The 17,018-nt window shown below is 41.6% G+C and carries 19 protein-coding genes and 1 other annotated feature; of the genes, 2 read left to right on the top strand and 17 right to left on the bottom strand.

Translation table 11 applies throughout. The features are described from left to right. Positions 1–10: 10 nt before the first annotated feature. The 7 genes from rpmG to ybeY are packed head-to-tail and all read right to left on the bottom strand — an operon-like array spanning position 11 to position 4,613. On the bottom strand, positions 11–160 hold the full coding sequence (gene rpmG, locus N8N51_RS03005) for a 50S ribosomal protein L33 (RefSeq protein ID WP_084926419.1): 150 nt from the start codon (positions 158–160) through the stop codon (positions 11–13). Next, positions 160–1,359: a multidrug efflux MFS transporter PmrA gene (locus N8N51_RS03000; RefSeq protein WP_084926420.1), complete on the bottom strand. Its 1,200-nt coding sequence runs from the start codon at positions 1,357–1,359 to the stop codon at positions 160–162. Before N8N51_RS03000 ends, rpmG begins: the two co-directional genes overlap by 1 nt. Beyond that, complete coding sequence (coaE, locus tag N8N51_RS02995) at positions 1,346–1,951, bottom strand: dephospho-CoA kinase (RefSeq protein ID WP_261103536.1); 606 nt, start codon at positions 1,949–1,951, stop codon at positions 1,346–1,348. The genes N8N51_RS03000 and coaE overlap by 14 nt, the downstream gene beginning before the upstream one ends. Further along, complete coding sequence (mutM, locus tag N8N51_RS02990; RefSeq protein WP_261103535.1) at positions 1,951–2,775, bottom strand: DNA-formamidopyrimidine glycosylase; 825 nt, start codon at positions 2,773–2,775, stop codon at positions 1,951–1,953. Before mutM ends, coaE begins: the two co-directional genes overlap by 1 nt. 48 nt (positions 2,776–2,823) lie before the next feature. Beyond that, positions 2,824–3,723: a GTPase Era gene (gene era, locus N8N51_RS02985; protein ID WP_000143264.1), complete on the bottom strand. Its 900-nt coding sequence runs from the start codon at positions 3,721–3,723 to the stop codon at positions 2,824–2,826. A 16-nt stretch (positions 3,724–3,739) separates the two neighbouring features. Beyond that, positions 3,740–4,135, bottom strand: a complete 396-nt coding sequence (locus N8N51_RS02980) for a diacylglycerol kinase family protein (protein WP_000378166.1) — start codon at positions 4,133–4,135, stop codon at positions 3,740–3,742. Continuing rightward, positions 4,116–4,613 (bottom strand): rRNA maturation RNase YbeY, encoded by a 498-nt coding sequence (gene ybeY / locus N8N51_RS02975; protein WP_000275156.1) that lies wholly within the window; start codon positions 4,611–4,613, stop codon positions 4,116–4,118. The genes N8N51_RS02980 and ybeY overlap by 20 nt, the downstream gene beginning before the upstream one ends. A gap of 104 nt (positions 4,614–4,717) precedes the next feature. Here ybeY and pavA point away from each other — a divergent pair, with 104 nt between their 5' ends. Beyond that, positions 4,718–6,373: an Rqc2 family fibronectin-binding protein PavA gene (gene pavA / locus N8N51_RS02970; protein ID WP_261103534.1), complete on the top strand. Its 1,656-nt coding sequence runs from the start codon at positions 4,718–4,720 to the stop codon at positions 6,371–6,373. A 161-nt stretch (positions 6,374–6,534) separates the two neighbouring features. Here the strand turns inward: pavA and N8N51_RS02965 are convergent, their stop codons facing one another. The 10 genes from N8N51_RS02965 to N8N51_RS02920 form a co-directional block, all read right to left on the bottom strand. Continuing rightward, on the bottom strand, positions 6,535–8,247 hold the full coding sequence (locus N8N51_RS02965; protein WP_314725837.1) for a glucosaminidase domain-containing protein: 1,713 nt from the start codon (positions 8,245–8,247) through the stop codon (positions 6,535–6,537). A gap of 98 nt (positions 8,248–8,345) precedes the next feature. Further along, positions 8,346–9,332, bottom strand: coding sequence for a dihydroorotate dehydrogenase (locus N8N51_RS02960; RefSeq protein WP_238095967.1), 987 nt, complete (start codon positions 9,330–9,332; stop codon positions 8,346–8,348). Then, complete coding sequence (locus N8N51_RS02955) at positions 9,295–10,095, bottom strand: dihydroorotate dehydrogenase electron transfer subunit (protein ID WP_049515202.1); 801 nt, start codon at positions 10,093–10,095, stop codon at positions 9,295–9,297. Before N8N51_RS02955 ends, N8N51_RS02960 begins: the two co-directional genes overlap by 38 nt. 248 nt (positions 10,096–10,343) lie before the next feature. Then, positions 10,344–10,724: a lactoylglutathione lyase gene (gene gloA / locus N8N51_RS02950; RefSeq protein WP_000157153.1), complete on the bottom strand. Its 381-nt coding sequence runs from the start codon at positions 10,722–10,724 to the stop codon at positions 10,344–10,346. A 58-nt stretch (positions 10,725–10,782) separates the two neighbouring features. Beyond that, positions 10,783–11,142: a 50S ribosomal protein L20 gene (gene rplT, locus N8N51_RS02945; protein WP_000124834.1), complete on the bottom strand. Its 360-nt coding sequence runs from the start codon at positions 11,140–11,142 to the stop codon at positions 10,783–10,785. A 51-nt stretch (positions 11,143–11,193) separates the two neighbouring features. Then, positions 11,194–11,394 (bottom strand): 50S ribosomal protein L35, encoded by a 201-nt coding sequence (gene rpmI, locus N8N51_RS02940; RefSeq protein ID WP_001125943.1) that lies wholly within the window; start codon positions 11,392–11,394, stop codon positions 11,194–11,196. A 32-nt stretch (positions 11,395–11,426) separates the two neighbouring features. Then, positions 11,427–11,957, bottom strand: a complete 531-nt coding sequence (gene infC / locus N8N51_RS02935) for a translation initiation factor IF-3 (RefSeq protein WP_000848180.1) — start codon at positions 11,955–11,957, stop codon at positions 11,427–11,429. A 15-nt stretch (positions 11,958–11,972) separates the two neighbouring features. Further along, positions 11,973–12,104, bottom strand: a sequence feature (ribosomal protein L20 leader region). Positions 12,105–12,176: 72 nt separating this feature from the next. Beyond that, positions 12,177–14,417: a DNA internalization-related competence protein ComEC/Rec2 gene (locus N8N51_RS02930; protein ID WP_261103531.1), complete on the bottom strand. Its 2,241-nt coding sequence runs from the start codon at positions 14,415–14,417 to the stop codon at positions 12,177–12,179. Beyond that, the gene (locus N8N51_RS02925; protein WP_024057981.1) at positions 14,401–15,051 is read right to left on the bottom strand and encodes a helix-hairpin-helix domain-containing protein; all 651 of its coding nucleotides are present in this window, start codon (positions 15,049–15,051) and stop codon (positions 14,401–14,403) included. The genes N8N51_RS02930 and N8N51_RS02925 overlap by 17 nt, the downstream gene beginning before the upstream one ends. Before the next feature lie 65 nt (positions 15,052–15,116). Further along, a complete protein-coding gene (locus N8N51_RS02920; RefSeq protein ID WP_024057980.1) occupies positions 15,117–15,686 on the bottom strand; it encodes a GNAT family N-acetyltransferase in 570 nt (189 codons plus the stop codon). 171 nt (positions 15,687–15,857) lie between these two features. Here N8N51_RS02920 and ald point away from each other — a divergent pair, with 171 nt between their 5' ends. Continuing rightward, positions 15,858–16,970, top strand: a complete 1,113-nt coding sequence (gene ald / locus N8N51_RS02915; RefSeq protein WP_261077912.1) for an alanine dehydrogenase — start codon at positions 15,858–15,860, stop codon at positions 16,968–16,970. The last annotated feature ends 48 nt before the right edge of the window (positions 16,971–17,018 follow it).

The following is a 17,018-nucleotide window of genomic DNA, read 5'->3' as shown; positions in this document are numbered from 1 at the left end:
ACCATAAAATCTACTTAGATTCAAGATGTAGGGTTACTTTTCTTTCCTTGGGACAATACTTTAAAACCTCAATCTTGTCTGGATGGGTTTTGGAATTTTTACTGGTTAGGTAATTGACACTGCCACAAGAGGAGCATTTGAGATTAATTTTTACTCTCACTAGATTTCCTTTACTTTTAATAATGTTCGAAATTGAAGCAGGTTAAAGAGACAACTAAAGGCAACACAAAGACTTGTCGCATAAAAGACTGCATGGTAGCCAAATTGACCTGCTACTGCAGAACCTGCCATAGGACCAACGACACCTCCCAGATAAAAGAATACCTGATTAAAGGCAAAGACCCTCGAAATACCAGCTTTGGGCGTCATCTTGCTGAGAAGGGCATTAACTCCGGGAATCAAGGCTCCGGTTCCCAATCCAAAGAGGAAACGATAAAGTCCTAGTTGAAAGGGGCTAGAGGCATTGGCACAGAGGAGATAGATGATAACTGAATAAAACTGGGCTACAACCAAGAGGCGATGGTTGCCCACTTTATCACCTAGCTTGCCCATGACTCCTGCACTCATCATACTGGAAAAGCCCATACTGGATACAATCAAACCAGATACAAAAAGAAGATTCTCTGTCTGGCCTAAGTCGCGTACATAAAGAGCTAAGATAGGGCCGATTGATTGGGCTGAAAATTGGATGACAAAACTGGTCAGAAAGAGGTTGACCAAGAGATAGGGGTATTTGACCGAGGTAAATAATTCCTTTGTTGGAATAGCCTTTTCCTTGGCTACTGGTTGAAAATCTTCCTTGATAAAGCAAATAGTCAAAATAGCAGCTAAAAATAGAAAACTACCAACCATTAAGAAAACTGTACGAATACCAAATAATTCTGCGATAAAGCCACCAATAAAAGGACCAGTTAGAGTACCTGCAACTACGCCTGTAGACAAAGTACCTAAGGCATAGCCCGATTTTTCCTTGGGAACCTGACTGGCTATCAAGGCCGTTGCATTGGGAACAAAACCCGCAAATACACCATTTAGTAAACGAAGAAAGATTAACCAATAGATATTTGGTACAAAGGCCAAGCCTCCCATAGTGATAGTCATGGCCAGACCAGCACGAATCATCATGGGTTTTCGACCGTATTTATCAGCAAAAATACCCCAGATAGGAGAAAAGAGCGCCGCAGAAATAGCAGAGACAGAAATAGCTAAACCTGCATAAAAAGCAGCTTGCTCACTCCCTACACCTAGATTTTCCACAAAGATGGGCATAAAAGGCACAACCAAAGAAATACTGGCTCCAGTCAGAAAATTACCAAACCAGGCAATGCGCAGATTATCCTTCCAGTTAATCTCTGTCATCTTGCTTACCTCCCTCAAGAAGGGAGAACACCTGAGTAAGAAGCTGGTCCTGATTTCCATTATTGTCTAGAACATGGCTAGCCAAACCTTTCTTTTTCTCTAAAGGCCACTGGGCTGCCAGACGAGGCTCAGCTTCATCCTTGGATAACTGATCCCTTTTCATTAAGCGTTCAACTTGGACATCTCTGTCCACATATACCAACCACGTCTCATCAAACCAAGCGCTGTAGTCCTGCTCAAAAAGCAAGGGGATATCCATGAAAAAGATAGCTTCTGTCTGAACCAACTGGTCTCTCAACGTAGCTAGTTCCTCACGGATAATCTTTCCTTGGATTTGCTTAGACCATTCTCGTTCTTCAGGATTTGAAAAGATAAGACTAGCTAGGAGAGGGCGATTAAGTTCTCCGTTTTCAAGGATGATTTCTTGCCCGAAGTGCTGGACTAGAGCCTCAAACAGACGACCACCAGGTTTCTGTAGTTGGTGAACGACTGCGTCGGCATCCACTACTTGAAAGCCTTGCTTTCTTAGAAAATTTGTCACGGTTGACTTACCGGAGGCAATTCCCCCAGTGATTCCAATGATTTTTCCCATCAGCCCCTCCTTTGGCACTGAGGACAAAAGTGAGTTCCTCGTCCACCTAGTTGGATTTTCTCAATAATGGTACCACAGCGTACACATTCTTGACCAGCCTTGTCATAGACCTGATGAAAATCCTGCATAGTTCCATCTTCACCAAAAGCGTTGGTATAGGTCCGAATGGTGGAACCACCTTTTTCAACAGCCTGTCCCAAAACAGCAATGGTCTGGTCATGAATGGCAGTCGCTTCTTCTGCTGTCAAAGTCTGGGAAGGTCTAGCTGGATGAACCTGAGCTCGCCAGAGAACCTCATCCACATAGATATTGCCAAGTCCAGCTACCAAGGTCTGGTCTAGAAGATGGGATTTGATAGGCTTTTTGGACTTAGATAGGGCAGCTTGAAAGACCTGCAAATCAAAGTCTTGTTCGCTTGGTTCAGGACCTAATTTTTTAGAAATAAAGTAAGCGTCTAAAAGGTCAGGAGCCAAGAGTTCCATAGTACCAAACTTGCGTACATCCTCATAAACAAGCGTGCCACCATCTTCAAACTGAAAAAAAACATGGGCATGCTTGCGTTCAGGTACTTGGTCTGGATAGTAAAAATACTTGCCCTCCATCCGCAAATGGGAAATCAAGACCTTGTCTGTCAGGTAGAAAATCAAATATTTACCACGACGTCCCATCGACTCAACAACTTGACCAGGCACTTCCTTTCGAAACTCGTCCAAATCCGTCTTAATCATCTTGGGATAACGAATTTCTATACTCGAAATCTTCTTACCCAAAATCAATTTTTCCAAGCCACGTCGAACGGTTTCAACCTCTGGTAATTCAGGCATAAATCCTCCTTCTGTAAAAACAAGAAGCAGGCATGAGCCCACCTCTACTTAGTATTCTTTTTCATTATAGCCAAAGTCAGCCAAATCTAGCTTTTTATCACGCCAGTTTTTCTTAACCTTGACCCAGGTTTCTAGGAAGACCTTGTCTCCTAGCATGAGTTCAATATCACGACGGGCCATGCTACCGATTTTCTTAAGCATAGCACCACCTTTACCGATGATAATCCCTTTCTGACTATCGCGCTCGACCATGATAGTTGCTCGAATATGAACCTTGTCTGTCTCTTCGTCTCGTTTCATAGAATCCACTACTACTGCGACAGAATGCGGAATCTCTTCACGAGTTAGGTGCAAGACTTTCTCGCGAACCATCTCTGAAACCAAGAAACGTTCTGGATGGTCTGTGATTTGATCAGACGGGAAATATTGGAAACCTTCGTCCAGATTTTCACTCAAAATATCCACTAGACGAGAGACGTTATTCCCTTGAAGAGCTGAGATTGGAACGATTTCCTTAAAGTCCATTTGATTACGAAAATCATCAATCTGAGACAAAAGCTGGTCTGGATGAACCTTATCGATCTTGTTCACCACCAGAATAACAGGAACCTTAGCAGCCTTGAGACGCTCGATAATCATATCGTCCCCCTTACCACGCGCTTCATCAGCAGGCACCATGAAAAGAACGGTATCCACTTCACGAAGGGTGCTATAGGCAGATTCGACCATGAAATCTCCGAGAGCTGTTTTAGGTTTGTGAATCCCTGGTGTGTCGATAAAGACAATTTGCTCCTTATCAGTTGTGTAAATTCCCATAATTTTGTTGCGCGTTGTCTGCGCCTTGTCACTCATAATGGCAATCTTTTGCCCCATGACATGATTTAAAAAAGTTGACTTCCCAACGTTGGGACGTCCTAAAATGGCTACAAAGCCTGATTTAAAAGTCATAATTTCCTCTTGCTATTTAAAATAATAAATCCCAGATTCGTGGGAGAAAAATCAATGCGCCTGTTAAGGCTGCGAAAAGAGAGACCACTAATACCGCGCCAGCCGCCATATCCTTGGCATTTTTAGCCAGCATAGAAAAGTGATAGTGACTGGCCAAATCCACCACATTCTCGATAGCAGAATTGATAATTTCAAAGGCTACTACCAAAAAAATGCTCAATAGGAGAAAGAGCCATTCGATTCGTGACACCTGAAAAACAAAACCTGCGAGGATGACCACGAGAGCCGTCACCGCATGTTTTCGCATATTGCGTTCTTCCTTTATGGCAGTAAAAATTCCTGTAAGAGCAAATTCTAAACTGGATATCAGGTCACGATTTTTCCATTTTCGTTTATTGTCTTGTGAGTCCATAGGCTGTCAAAATTTCTTCTTGTAAACCGAACATCTCCGCTTCTTCTTCCGGAGTGTAGTGATCATAGCCGTTAATATGTAAAAAGCCGTGTACTGCCAAGAAGCCCATCTCACGCTCAAAGCTGTGGCCATATTCCTCAGCCTGCTCATGAGCCTTATCAATAGAGATGAACAATTCCCCAATATAGGCATCAAACTCAGACATCATCTCTGCTAATTCTGGATTTTCAAGCAAATCTTCTTCGTCAAAGGCAATTTCCAACTCTGGTTTATATTCAAGGCTGATGACATCTGTCGGACGGTCGGTGTCACGGTACTCCAGATTGAGTTCATGACTACGCTCATTGGTCACAAAGGTAACTGCCATCTCCTTGTCTTCTTTTCCTAATTTTTGGGCTGCAAATTCCAAAATTTCTTGGGTTTGTTGCAACATTTCTTTTGAAACTTGACCAGTTTCATCTACCATTTCAATATACATGTGCTTCTCGTTTCTCTTTACTTGGCTTTATTATACCACATTTCCATGATTTTATTCTACCTTTTTGATATAATACTATGGAATACAATCACAAGGAGAGAACGATGTCATTTGACGGATTTTTTTTACACCACATGGTTGAGGAATTGCGAAGAGAATTAGTGAATGGTCGCATTCAGAAAATCAATCAACCTTTTGAACAAGAGTTGGTCTTGCAAATCCGTAGCAATCGCCAAAGTCATCGCCTGCTCCTTTCTGCCCATCCAGTTTTTGGACGCATTCAGCTGACCCAAACAACTTTTGAAAACCCAGCCCAGCCTTCTACCTTTATCATGGTTTTAAGAAAATATTTGCAGGGTGCCCTGATTGAGTCGATTGAGCAAGTGGAAAATGACCGTATTGTGGAAATTACGGTTTCTAATAAAAACGAGATTGGGGACCATATTCAGGCTACCTTGATTATCGAAATTATGGGGAAACACAGTAATATTCTACTGGTCGATAAAAGCAGTCATAAAATCCTCGAAGTTATCAAACATGTTGGTTTTTCACAAAATAGCTACCGCACCTTGCTGCCTGGGTCGACCTACATCGCTCCGCCAAGTACAGAATCTCTCAATCCTTTTACAATCAAGGACGAGAAACTCTTTGAAATCCTGCAAACACAGGAAACGACAGCTAAAAATCTTCAAAGCCTCTTTCAAGGTCTGGGACGCGATACGGCAAATGAATTGGAAAACATTCTGGTTAGTGATAAACTATCTACTTTCCGAAACTTTTTCAATCAAGAAACCAAACCATGCTTGACTGAGACTTCCTTCAGCCCAATTCCTTTTGCAAATCAAGTGGGAGAGCCTTTTGCCAGTCTTTCTGATTTGTTGGACACCTACTATAAGGATAAGGCTGAACGCGACCGCGTCAAACAGCAAGCCAGTGAACTGATTCGTCGTGTTGAAAATGAACTTCAGAAAAATCGACATAAGCTGAAAAAACAGGAAAAAGAGTTACTGGCGACAGACAATGCTGAAGAATTTCGCCAAAAAGGGGAATTGCTGACAACCTTCCTCCATCAAGTGCCTAACGACCAAGACCAGGTTATCCTGGACAACTACTACACCAACCAACCTATCACGATTGCGCTGGATAAGGCTCTGACTCCCAACCAGAATGCCCAACGCTATTTCAAACGCTATCAGAAATTAAAAGAAGCTGTCAAATACTTGACTGATCTGATTGAAGAAACCAAGGCAACCATTCTCTATCTGGAAAGTGTAGAAACCGTCCTCAACCAAGCTGGACTGGAAGAAATCGCTGAAATCCGTGAAGAATTGATTCAAACTGGTTTTATCCGCAGAAGACAGCGGGAGAAAATCCAGAAACGCAAAAAACCAGAACAATATCTGGCAAGCGATGGCAAAACCATCATCTATGTCGGCCGCAATAACTTGCAAAATGAGGAGCTAACCTTTAAAATGGCCCGCAAGGAGGAACTTTGGTTCCATGCCAAGGACATTCCTGGAAGCCATGTTGTCATCTCAGGCAATCTTGACCCATCCGATGAAGTCAAGACAGACGCAGCAGAGCTGGCCGCCTACTTCTCTCAAGGTCGCCTATCAAATCTGGTCCAGGTGGACATGATTGAAATCAAAAAACTCAACAAACCGACTGGTGGAAAACCTGGCTTTGTCACTTACACAGGACAAAAGACCCTCCGTGTCACACCAGACCCAGAAAAAATCGCATCCATGAAAAAATCCTGATTCGACTTGAAATCAGGATTTTTAGCTTATACTCTTCGAAAATCAAATTCAAAACACGTCGACGTCACCTTGCCGTACTCAAGTACAGCCTGCGGCTAGTTTCCTAGTTTGCTCTTTGATTTTCATTGAGTATTATACACAAATCATATTCAATTATAGGACTAATCTTTGCCACCTAGTTTCTCATTGATTTTCATCATCACACTAGCAATTTTTTCGCCCCAATAAGGGTCTGATGCATATTCTACATTCATACCAGAAGCCTTGTTTCCAAGGAAGATTCTGCCCCTATCGATATAATTTTCCTTAATCCACTTGCTTGCACCTAAAATTCCCTTATCCACATCATCAAATGTCTTGGCAGAAAGGTACGGGGTCGTATCATAGGCTGTAATTCCAAAGAAATTATTCTTATCTTTGGCAATATTGCTACGTCCCCAGTCACTTTCTAAGGCACTATGAGCAAGGAGGTAGAGGGCATTGATATGATAATGTTCTTCGGCTTCCTTAAAGGTAGCTCCCTTATTTTCCAAGAGACTATTGTCAATATTTAACAGACTAAATACCTTATCCAAATCCTCAGCACTATAGTTTGTAGGCTCTGTTAAATCTTTGAAAAGGAAGGGATTCTCAAGCTTAAAACCATCAAAATGCAGGCCATCTGCCGAATAATATTTCTTGCCTACTTCCATATCAGAAAGATGAGAAACTACTGGGATACTAGCATTCTGGGCCACATAGTGATAAAAACGGTGCCCATCACTCTCATAATAAGGGATAAAATCCTTGCTGGCATCTAGTGCTTGTAAATCTTCTGTTTTCATATAACCTGACAAACCAGAAATAGTAATAGCCAAGCGCTTGTCATCACTTTTTCTATTCCTATCTAGCCAGACGACACTACCTTGCGATATATAGGAGAGCTTTTCACCATCTGCATCATAAACATTTGCCGTGACAGGTACTACTTGATAATAAGCAGCATTTTCGTTTGTAGCTTTTTCTCCAAGCCATTTACCATCACTTCCAAGCTGATAACCATCTACTGTCTCATTTTTCGCCATGTAACCACCAGATTTGAAGTAGTACCAGGCTTGACTTTTAGAATCGTATAACCATTCTTTCTCAGCCATTTTACCATCAGATTTGAGAAAAAACCACGATTCCTTATCCCAAATCCATTCATTTGCTGCCATATAGCCACCGGATTTTAGATAATAATAGTGACCATTTTCGAAAATCCATTCTTTCTCAGCATGTTTTCCATTTTCTTTGATGTAAAACCAAGATTGATATTGTTTGTCAAAAAGCCAACCTTGTTGTACTTTGGCACCACTGGCATTCACATAAGCCTGCTCAATCCACTGACTTGTCAGTAGATAACCACCAGATTTGAAATAATAGTCCTTACCCTTGATTTGGAGCCATTCTTTCTCTGCGTGTTGTCCATCTGCTTTTATATAAAACCAAGCGTCGTATTGAGAATCAAATACCCAATTTTCTATTACCTTGGCACCTGTTGCACCAACATAGGAAGTTCCTAGCCAAGCATTTCTTTTCAGCTTTCCATTTTGGTCAAGATAATAGAAGGCTCCCTTGTCTTCTATCCATTCTGACTTGGCCATATAGCCACCAGATTTTAGGTAAAAATAATCATCACCTTGCTTCAGCCATTCATTTTCAGCATAGTTGGCATCTTCTTTTATATAAAACCAAGATTGATAGTGAGCATCAAAAACCCACTCATTGGCTGCTTGACTACCATCTGCTTTCAGGTATTGTTTTCCTTGCCAAGTACCATCGCTAGCTATTGCACTCTCTGGTCTGGCTAAGAAAAATAGCAGGGCTAAAAAAATAAATCTCAATTTCTTCATTAATTTACTTCCTCTGTTCTTACTCATTTCATTATATCAAAATTCTCTATAATCAACATTACAAACTAATAAAAAATCAAGAACAGATAGATTGCAGTTTACCTCAAAGACTCTTTTACTTCCTTGCGTAGATTTTCTAGACTACTGATGCCGTATTTATCCATGACTTTTGGCAAATTTTCGATGATATCAGGGCAGGCATAAGGATTGGTAAAGTTGGCTGTTCCAACTCCAATAGCAGATGCTCCAGCCAGATACATTTCTAGGGCAGCTTCAGCCGAATCCACTCCTCCCATTCCAATAATAGGCAGGTCTGTTGTTTGGGCTACTTGGCGGATGAGTTTGAGGGCTACTGGAAAGACTGCTGGACCAGACATTCCACCTGTTCCATTGGCCAAGATTGGTTTTCTGGTTTTTAGGTCAAAGCGCATACCAACTAGAGTATTGATCATGGTCAAGCCACTTGCCCCCGCATCTTCTGCAGCTTTTGCGACTGTGACAATATCCGTCACACTAGGAGTCAGTTTGACATAAACTGGCACATCAGAGGCTTCCACAGCTGCTTTCACCACATCATAAGCTAAATCTGGATCTTGACCAATCAAGAGTCCATGATTACAGTGATCTACGTTGGGACAAGAAATATTGAGCTCAATAGCCTTCACATTAGTTGCCTTGGAAATACCATGAGAAACAGCCGCATACTCTTGTTTTGAAAAACCAGCTACATTGGCAATAATAGGAAGATTTGGATATTCTCTTTCCAACCAAGGTAGCTTTTCAGCCAAAACAACTTCCAAACCAGGATTTTGCAAACCGATTGCATTAAGCATACCAGCGGGTGTTTCTGCCACCCTTGGAGTTGGATTGCCAAAACGGGGTTCAAGAGTTGTCGCCTTGATCATAATAGAACCCAAAAGGTCTAAATCATAGTACTTGGCATACTCTTGACCAAAACCAAAACAGCCTGATGCTGGAATAATCGGATTTTTCAAATCCAAACCAGGTAGAGAAACTTGTAAACGATTTGTAGTCATAATTTTCTCCTTATAATACAACTGTTCCTGTACGGAAAACAGGGCCATCTTCACAGACGCGTTGGCTGACCGTCTCGCTTTCTGGCACTTTTAGGACGCAGGCATAGCAAGCCCCCATCCCACAAGCCATACGAGATTCTAGAGATAGATAGGCTCTTGGGTGGTCATAAAAGGTTTGATTGATATACTTCATCATTCCAGGCGCCCCACATGAGTAAACAGCATCAAACTGACTGTCTAAATCATTAATGACGACGGAAACATTGCCCTTAATACCATAAGAACCATCATCTGTCGTTACAAAGACTTGACTATATTGGGCTAATTCTTTTTCAAGGATAACAGCAGCCTTATTAGCAAATCCGAGAACTGTCACTACTTTCACACCACGCGCATGCAATTCCTTGGCCACCTCAAGCAAGGGTGGGACACCAATCCCCCCTCCAACTAAGAGAATCTGGCTCTGCTCATCTAGGTCAGACAAGTCAAATCCATTTCCCTGAGGTCCCATCACATCAAGAGTATCTCCCTGACTTAAGGTTGAAAAAATAGCTGTACCAGCACCTTCAATCCGATAAATGAGGTGACACTGCTTCTTTACCTTATCAATAGACGAAATTGAAATAGGACGACGCAAAAGATGGGCATCATCAGGCACGCGCAGATGTAGAAATTGACCTGCTCGCATGGCTTCAACCATTTCCCCTTCTAGGACTAATTCAAAGATTGCTGGCGCGATTTCCTCCTGTGCAACCACCTTCATGGTTTCCAAACGAATGGCACCCAAACGTTTCTTACATGTGGGATTCATGACTTTTCCTCCTTAAATTTTAAGGGGATCAGATAAAGAAAAGACCTTGCTAGTGCAAGGCCTCAGTTAAAATCGTACAAGACAAGAGAGCACACTCAAAAAGTCTCCTCTAGAAAATTGTACTATTCTTTTATCTGACACCTTGTGAGTCTCTCTGGACTCCCCTTAAAGGTTAAATTTTTATTAGTATACTCTTTCAGCTAAAAAAAGTCAAGTAGAAAACGAACATTCTACTTGACCTCACGAGATTATTTTTCACGAATGACTTCGACCTTGTAGCCATCAGGGTCTTTTACAAAGTAATAGTTAGGTGCAGTTCCTGGTAGACCATTTGGCTCAGTCACTTCATATCCTTTTGCACTATGCTCTTGATGAAGCGCCTCAAGATCAGGTGTACTGAGGGCGATATGGGCAAATCCATCTCCAACCACATAAGGACCATGATCGTAGTTATAAGTCAACTCCAACTCATAGTCATCACCCTCAAGACCTAGATAGACAATCGTGAAGGCATGGTCTGGAAAATCTCTGCGACGCAATTCTTTAAAACCAAAAGCATCTTGATAAAATGCGATTGATTTTTCAAGATTTTCTACTCGCAAGCAAGTGTGTAGCATTTTTGAAGCCATATTTTTCTCCTTTATTTTCAAAAAGACTGGGACAATCCTGTTCCAGTCTTATCTGTTATTATTTACCAAGTTTTGCTTTCGCTGCATCTGCAAGAGCTGTGAAAGCTGCTGCATCGTTAACAGCCAAGTCAGCAAGCATTTTACGGTTAACTTCGATCTCAGCCAATTTCAAACCATGCATCAATTGTGAGTATGAAAGTCCGTTCATACGAGCTGCCGCATTGATACGAGTGATCCACAATTTGCGGAAGTCACGTTTTTTCTGACGACGGTCACGGTATGCATAGTAGTAAGAGTTCATTACTTGTTCTTTTGCAGTACGGAACAAGATGTGTTTAGCTCCATAGTAACCTTTTGCTAATTTAAGAATACGTTTACGACGTTTGCGTGATACAACGCCACCTTTAACACGTGCCATGTTTTATTTCCTCCAAATATTTCCTAGAATTGTTTACTTACTGTTAGGCTATTATTTCAAGCGAGTAAGCATTGCTTTGATACGTTTGTAATCTCCTGAATGCACCATAGATGCTTTACGAAGATGACGACGTTGTTTCTTAGTTTTTCCGTGGAAACGGTGAGAAGTGTAAGCACGGAAACGTTTAAGTCCACCAGAACCTGTACGTTTGAAACGTTTAGCTGATGCGCGGTGTGTTTTTTGTTTTGGCATGATTTTTTCTCCTTTATTTAACTTTCTGACAATTATTTTTTGTCAGTCGCTGGCGCCAATTGCATGAACATTTGACGTCCATCCATTTTAGCACGTTGTTCGATGATGGCAATATCTTGAGTTGCTTCAGCAAACTCGGCTAAAACTTTTGCACCAATCTCTTTATGGGTAATCATACGACCCTTAAAGCGAATAGATACCTTAACTTTATTTCCTTTTTCAAGGAATTTGCGTGCATTGCGAAGTTTTGTATCAAAGTCACCCTTGTCAATAGTTGGACTTAGACGAACTTCTTTCACAGTAACAACACTTTGTTTTTTACGTTGTTCTTTTTGCTTCTTCTGGTACTCAAACTTGAACTTACCGTAGTCCATAATTTTTGCAACAGGCGGTTTGGCTTGGGGTTGAATCAATACTAGGTCAACATTAGCGTTATCAGCCAAAGCTTGCGCTTCACTGAGTGGCTTGATGCCTAGCTGTTCTCCTTCAAGACCAATCAAGCGAACTTCACGTACACGAATCTCATCATTGATGAATAAGTCTTGCTTTGCTATGGTTTTCACCTCTTTTGTTTTATTAGAGAAAAACAATAGCGGACTCGTAAATATACAAGCCCGCACGTTATGATAGCGTTTCTTAGAAACTTTTCATCCGTAGGGCCAGGCAACTTCATGTCACAAGGCGAGAAGCTCTCACTTCTGCTTTTCTCAACTTTTACATGATACCAAGTTTTCTAGCTCTTGTCAAGATAAAAAGTTATTTTTTTGAAAAGTTTCTGCTCATTAACCAACCGTTTCGACTTTCCAACTATTCCACCCTTTAAAGCGTATAGCTCCATGCTGGTCAGTTCGGTAAACTTTACTATTGATAGTTTCCAGTCGTGTCAAAGTTTCCTGATGGGGGAGTTTCGCTCGATTGTTCTTTCCAACTGAGATAAGAGTAAACTCTGGTTTGAGTTTTTCTAGAAAGTCTGAACTTGATGATTTTTTAGAGCCATGTTGGCCAGCTTTTAAAACATCCACTTTCAAGTCTGGATAGTGCTTCAGCAATTCCTTCTCTCCTTTTTCCTCCAAATTTCCTGTGAAGAGAAAGTACTTATCCAAAAGTTTTCCATACAGAACCAGGGAATCTTCATAACCTCCATCTCCAATTTTCCTTGGAGATAGGACTTCTAACTGACTTCCAAAAATTGACAAGTTCTCTCCTGCTGTTATACTTCTAACTTTTGTTTGGGTCGCTTGTAGTTCTGCCACAAATTGCTTCTGTTTCAAACTGCCTTTTGACACTAAAATTTCGCCTACATGAAAAGCCTTGGTCACCTCCAACAAATCTCCAACATATTCCTTGTCCGTATTGGTCAAAATTAGCTGGTCAATCTTGGATACTCCGCGACTTTTGAGATAGGGAATCAAGGTTCGCTGTGCATTGCTGGTCGTCGCCTTTTCTTGCCATTTTTCGATTTTCTTATCAGATTCTGCCTTGCCACCTACATCTATGAGAATGGTCTTCCCAGTTACATCCCTTAGGAAAATACTTTCCCCTTGCCCAACATCCAGCATGGTAATTTCATTTTCCAGTGGATGCTTGGTCAGGAGAAAGAGACTTGTAATCAATAAGCTCAATACCGTTAGTCTTTTAATGTTTTTCCTCAAATCATAGACCAAAGCCAGGGAAATTAATAATAAGATTAAAAGCCATGCATTGGGTTGTCCAAAGACTAGAGGTCTACTCGCCACCTGTGACACCAAGCGAATCATCCCTTCCAACCATTCAAAAATAAAATTTAGCTGAATGACTGGATAGAGAAAGGAAAAGACAAATAAGATAGACAAGAGCGGTAAGAAGACCAAGTCAAAAAGAAAGGAAAAGACAAAGGTCAAAAGGATGGACCAAGGCTGAAATTCTGCAAAATAGAAGGATAAAATAGGTAGTATGCCCAAGGAAATGACTAGACTTTCTCTAGCAATAGCCTTAAGCCCCTCATCTTCTTTGCTAGTCATAGTCAAGATAAAAGCATAAGCACATGACAAAACTCCTCCTGCAGTCAGGAAAAAGTTGGGCATGATAATAAAGAGGACAAGAACCGTCAAGGCAAAATTATCCAAGCCCTTAACACCATGTTGAGCCAGTAACTTTTGCAAGAGACTGCGAATGACCGAAGCTGAAAATCCTGTCAGACCTGCATAGATAAGGGAAAAGGGATAGGTCAGCCATTCCAACTTTTCTTGGGTCAAGCCCAATCGCAAGAGAAGTTTCTTAAATCCATCCATGAAAAAGCCTACCTGCATGCCCGACAAGGCAAATAGGTGGATAATTCCTAGACTAGAATAAAGCTCATTCATCTCCTCAAAGTCTGTATCCAGATGTCCTAATAGAAGCCCCGTCATGTAATTGCGCATAGGATCTGGAAAATGCGTCTTAATCCAAACTACAACCTTTCGACGTAAACTGGACAGGTTTTCACCTATATCCCAACTGCCAACCTTTTGAAGTGACTGGATTTTTTTGATATTGAGAGTCTGGTAAATTCCCTGAGTCTTCAGATAAGCTTGGTAGTCAAAGCCACCAAAATTTCTCTGCCCTTCTGGCTCCGAAAGCTTCCCTTCTAGTTCTATATTATAAAGGTCTGTCAAGGTTTGAAATTGCTCTTTCTCCTCCTCTGTCTGGAGTTTATAATAAACTTGAAAAATACTTCCATCAGACTTGCCACGAAAGGATAGACTGTCACCATTAACCTTAATAGTATCAGGCAAAATCCGTACCCTTTCAACAGAATCCGCCAAATTTTGACTCGCTTGACTCTGTTGCCAATTTTGAAACAGAAACCAGAAACCAAAGATTCCACAAATCACTAGAACTCTGCCTGCTGATTTCCAAGGAAATTGAATAAAGAGACAAACTAGCAGAAAAACAAAGCCTAGCAGTGCGAGATAGGACGCTCCAAAAATGGCGTAGTAAAGCCAGAGTAATAAAAAGCTCAGATAGATTAGGGGGATAGGGAAATTCTTAATCCACTGTGACATAGTCTTTTAACTTTTCTATGGTCTTAGCGCCAATACCAGAGACCTTCTTTAATTCATCTACTGACTTGAATTTGCCATTTGTCTCACGATGATCGATAATATCCTGGGCTCGTTTTCCTCCCAAGCCTTTGACCTTCTTGAGTTCTTCCAGACTAGCTTTATTTAGGTTGACCTTCTTATCTTTACTTGTCGAAGGAGGCGTTCCAGAGGCAGTCTGCTGACTAGCCGCTTCTTCTCCCTTAGTTGGAACATAGACAAGAGCCTCGTCACTGACTTTCTGAGCGAGATTGAGCGACTTACTATCTGCATCCTCTGTCAATCCACCAGCTTTCTGAACGGCATCATGAACCCGACTACCTACTGGCAAATCATAAATCCCTGGCGATTTAACAGCACCTTTGACATCTACCGTAATCAAATCTTGTTCAAGAGATTCGTCCTTTTCTTCCTTCTTGACTTCTTTTTCAGACGATGAATCCTTTGAAACAGCTGCAACTTCAGCCTGTAAATTTGTTTCTGTGACGGATTTTTGTGTAGATGGTTTTAGCAAGAAAAATCCGCCCAAGGCCAAACCCAAACCAGCACAGATGACAATGATTTTATACTCTTTGATTTTCTCGATAATTGCTTCCATATTTTCTCCTCTCTTAGATTATTCGTAAGAGGAAGAAAAAACAGCTGAAAAATATTTTCAACTGCTTACTTATTTGCAAAATAGTCTTCCTTAGTCAAGACATAATGAACCCTTGTGATAATTCGACCTGGTTCTTTATTATCCATTCTGGCATAGGGTTCTTCGTGGGAAAAGCGCATACCTGATTTCTCCATGACCTTTCCTGATGCGGGATTGTCTTTGTCATGAAGGGCGGTCAACTTGTTCATTCCAATCTTCTCAAAAGCCAGCTCAATCACGGCCCGATTTGCTTCTGTCGTCAATCCTTGATTCCAATACTTTTTATTGATAATGTAGCCAATAGCTGCTTTTTTGAGAATGTGGTCAATCTTGTGCAAGTCAATGGTTCCAATAAACTGGCCAGTGCTTTTTAGTTCGATTCCCCACCGTCCCAAGGGACTAGCCAAGTAAAACTGAGCAATGTTATTCTTGGTTTCTTCCAAGCTTTGATTGGTTGGAAAAGTGTAACGCGTATTTTCTCTGTCCGAGGCATACTCAAACATTTCTTCCGCATCATCCAAGGTTACAGGTCTAAGCAATAAACGCTCTGTTTCCACTATTAGATACTGAGCTAGTTTTAAAAAGATTGATTCCATACTTCTCCTCCATTTAAAAATATTTTCTACCAGTCTAGCATAAAAAAGAAGTGATAACAAATTTTTCTTGCTTTTTAAAGCGGTTTCATATAGAATAAAATCATCACCTTATTTTATAGATAATTGTGATAAATCATTTACAGCCCGTCAATAGAAAGGGAGTTTTTCTCTATGTTAATCGGAATTCCAAAAGAAATTAAGAATAATGAAAACCGTGTCGCCCTCACACCTGCTGGTGTCCACAGCTTAGTCGGTCGTGGTCATCGCGTCCTTATCGAAACAAATGCTGGTCTCGGTTCTGGCTTTACTGATGCTGACTATCAAAAGCAAGGAGCTGAGATTGTCGCTAGTGCTGGTGAAGCTTGGGCCGCAGAGTTAGTCGTGAAAGTAAAAGAACCATTAGCTTCTGAATATGGGTACTTGCGTGACGACCTGCTTCTCTTTACCTACTTACACATGGCCGCAGCGCCTGAATTAGCAGATGCTATGCTAGTAGCAAAAACAACAGGGATTGCCTATGAAACTGTCCGTGATTCCCAAGGTCAGTTACCACTCCTCGTACCTATGAGTGAGGTTGCAGGCCGTATGGCAGTCCAAATCGGTGCTCATTTCCTAACTAAGCAAGCAGGAGGTTCTGGCGTTCTACTGGGTGGTGTACCGGGTGTACCTAAAGGGAAAGTAACCATCATCGGTGGCGGTGTCGTAGGGACCCATGCTGCCCGCATCGCTTTAGGATTGGGAGCGCAAGTGACCATCCTTGATATTAGTGCTAAACGTCTCTCCGTTTTAGAGGAGGTCTTTGGTCATCAAATTCAAACCCTTATGTCCAATTCGCTCAACATCGAAGCCAGTGTGAGAGATGCGGATGTGGTGATCGGAGCGGTTCTCATCCCAGGTGCCAAAGCACCAAAATTGGTGACAGATGAGATGGTCAAGCAAATGCGTCCAGGCTCTGTCATTGTGGACGTCGCCGTTGACCAAGGGGGCATTATCGAGACAGCTGACCGTGTCACAACGCACGATGAACCTGTCTATGAAAAATACGGCGTTCTCCACTATGCCGTTGCCAACATCCCTGGTGCAGTTGCCCGTACTTCAACCATCGCCCTAACCAATGTCACTCTTCCTTATATCGAAGCTTTGGCTGGTAAAGGTTTTATACAAGCAATCTCTGAAGATAAGGGCTTGCGTCAAGGTGTGACCACTTATCAAGGTTACTTAACCAGTCTTCCAGTAGCCCAAGGTCTCGATAAAAAACATACTCCAATTGATGAACTAGTCTAAAAAATATAATTATCAGATAAAAGAAAGAGCAAGTCCACCTGAACTGCT

Source organism: Streptococcus mitis, assembly GCF_946188685.1.
Lineage (GTDB): Bacteria > Bacillota > Bacilli > Lactobacillales > Streptococcaceae > Streptococcus > Streptococcus mitis_CC.
Note: the sequence above shows the minus strand (reverse complement) of the source record. Positions and strands in the feature narration are given on the sequence as shown.

Excerpts from the sequence above, each read along its gene's own strand:
- N8N51_RS03000 (WP_084926420.1), bottom strand. The coding sequence starts at position 1,359 with ATGACAGAGATTAACTGGAAGGATAATCTGCGCATTGCCTGGTTTGGT.
- coaE (WP_261103536.1), bottom strand. The coding sequence starts at position 1,951 with ATGGGAAAAATCATTGGAATCACTGGGGGAATTGCCTCCGGTAAGTCA.
- mutM (WP_261103535.1), bottom strand. The coding sequence starts at position 2,775 with ATGCCTGAATTACCAGAGGTTGAAACCGTTCGACGTGGCTTGGAAAAA.
- era (WP_000143264.1), bottom strand. The coding sequence starts at position 3,723 with ATGACTTTTAAATCAGGCTTTGTAGCCATTTTAGGACGTCCCAACGTT.
- N8N51_RS02980 (WP_000378166.1), bottom strand. The coding sequence starts at position 4,135 with ATGGACTCACAAGACAATAAACGAAAATGGAAAAATCGTGACCTGATA.
- ybeY (WP_000275156.1), bottom strand. The coding sequence starts at position 4,613 with ATGTATATTGAAATGGTAGATGAAACTGGTCAAGTTTCAAAAGAAATG.
- pavA (WP_261103534.1), top strand. The coding sequence starts at position 4,718 with ATGTCATTTGACGGATTTTTTTTACACCACATGGTTGAGGAATTGCGA.
- N8N51_RS02965 (WP_314725837.1), bottom strand. The coding sequence starts at position 8,247 with ATGAAGAAATTGAGATTTATTTTTTTAGCCCTGCTATTTTTCTTAGCC.
- N8N51_RS02960 (WP_238095967.1), bottom strand. The coding sequence starts at position 9,332 with ATGGCCCTGTTTTCCGTACAGGAACAGTTGTATTATAAGGAGAAAATT.
- N8N51_RS02955 (WP_049515202.1), bottom strand. The coding sequence starts at position 10,095 with ATGAATCCCACATGTAAGAAACGTTTGGGTGCCATTCGTTTGGAAACC.
- gloA (WP_000157153.1), bottom strand. The coding sequence starts at position 10,724 with ATGGCTTCAAAAATGCTACACACTTGCTTGCGAGTAGAAAATCTTGAA.
- rplT (WP_000124834.1), bottom strand. The coding sequence starts at position 11,142 with ATGGCACGTGTTAAAGGTGGCGTTGTATCACGCAAACGTCGTAAACGT.
- rpmI (WP_001125943.1), bottom strand. The coding sequence starts at position 11,394 with ATGCCAAAACAAAAAACACACCGCGCATCAGCTAAACGTTTCAAACGT.
- N8N51_RS02930 (WP_261103531.1), bottom strand. The coding sequence starts at position 14,417 with ATGTCACAGTGGATTAAGAATTTCCCTATCCCCCTAATCTATCTGAGC.
- N8N51_RS02925 (WP_024057981.1), bottom strand. The coding sequence starts at position 15,051 with ATGGAAGCAATTATCGAGAAAATCAAAGAGTATAAAATCATTGTCATC.
- N8N51_RS02920 (WP_024057980.1), bottom strand. The coding sequence starts at position 15,686 with ATGGAATCAATCTTTTTAAAACTAGCTCAGTATCTAATAGTGGAAACA.
- ald (WP_261077912.1), top strand. The coding sequence starts at position 15,858 with ATGTTAATCGGAATTCCAAAAGAAATTAAGAATAATGAAAACCGTGTC.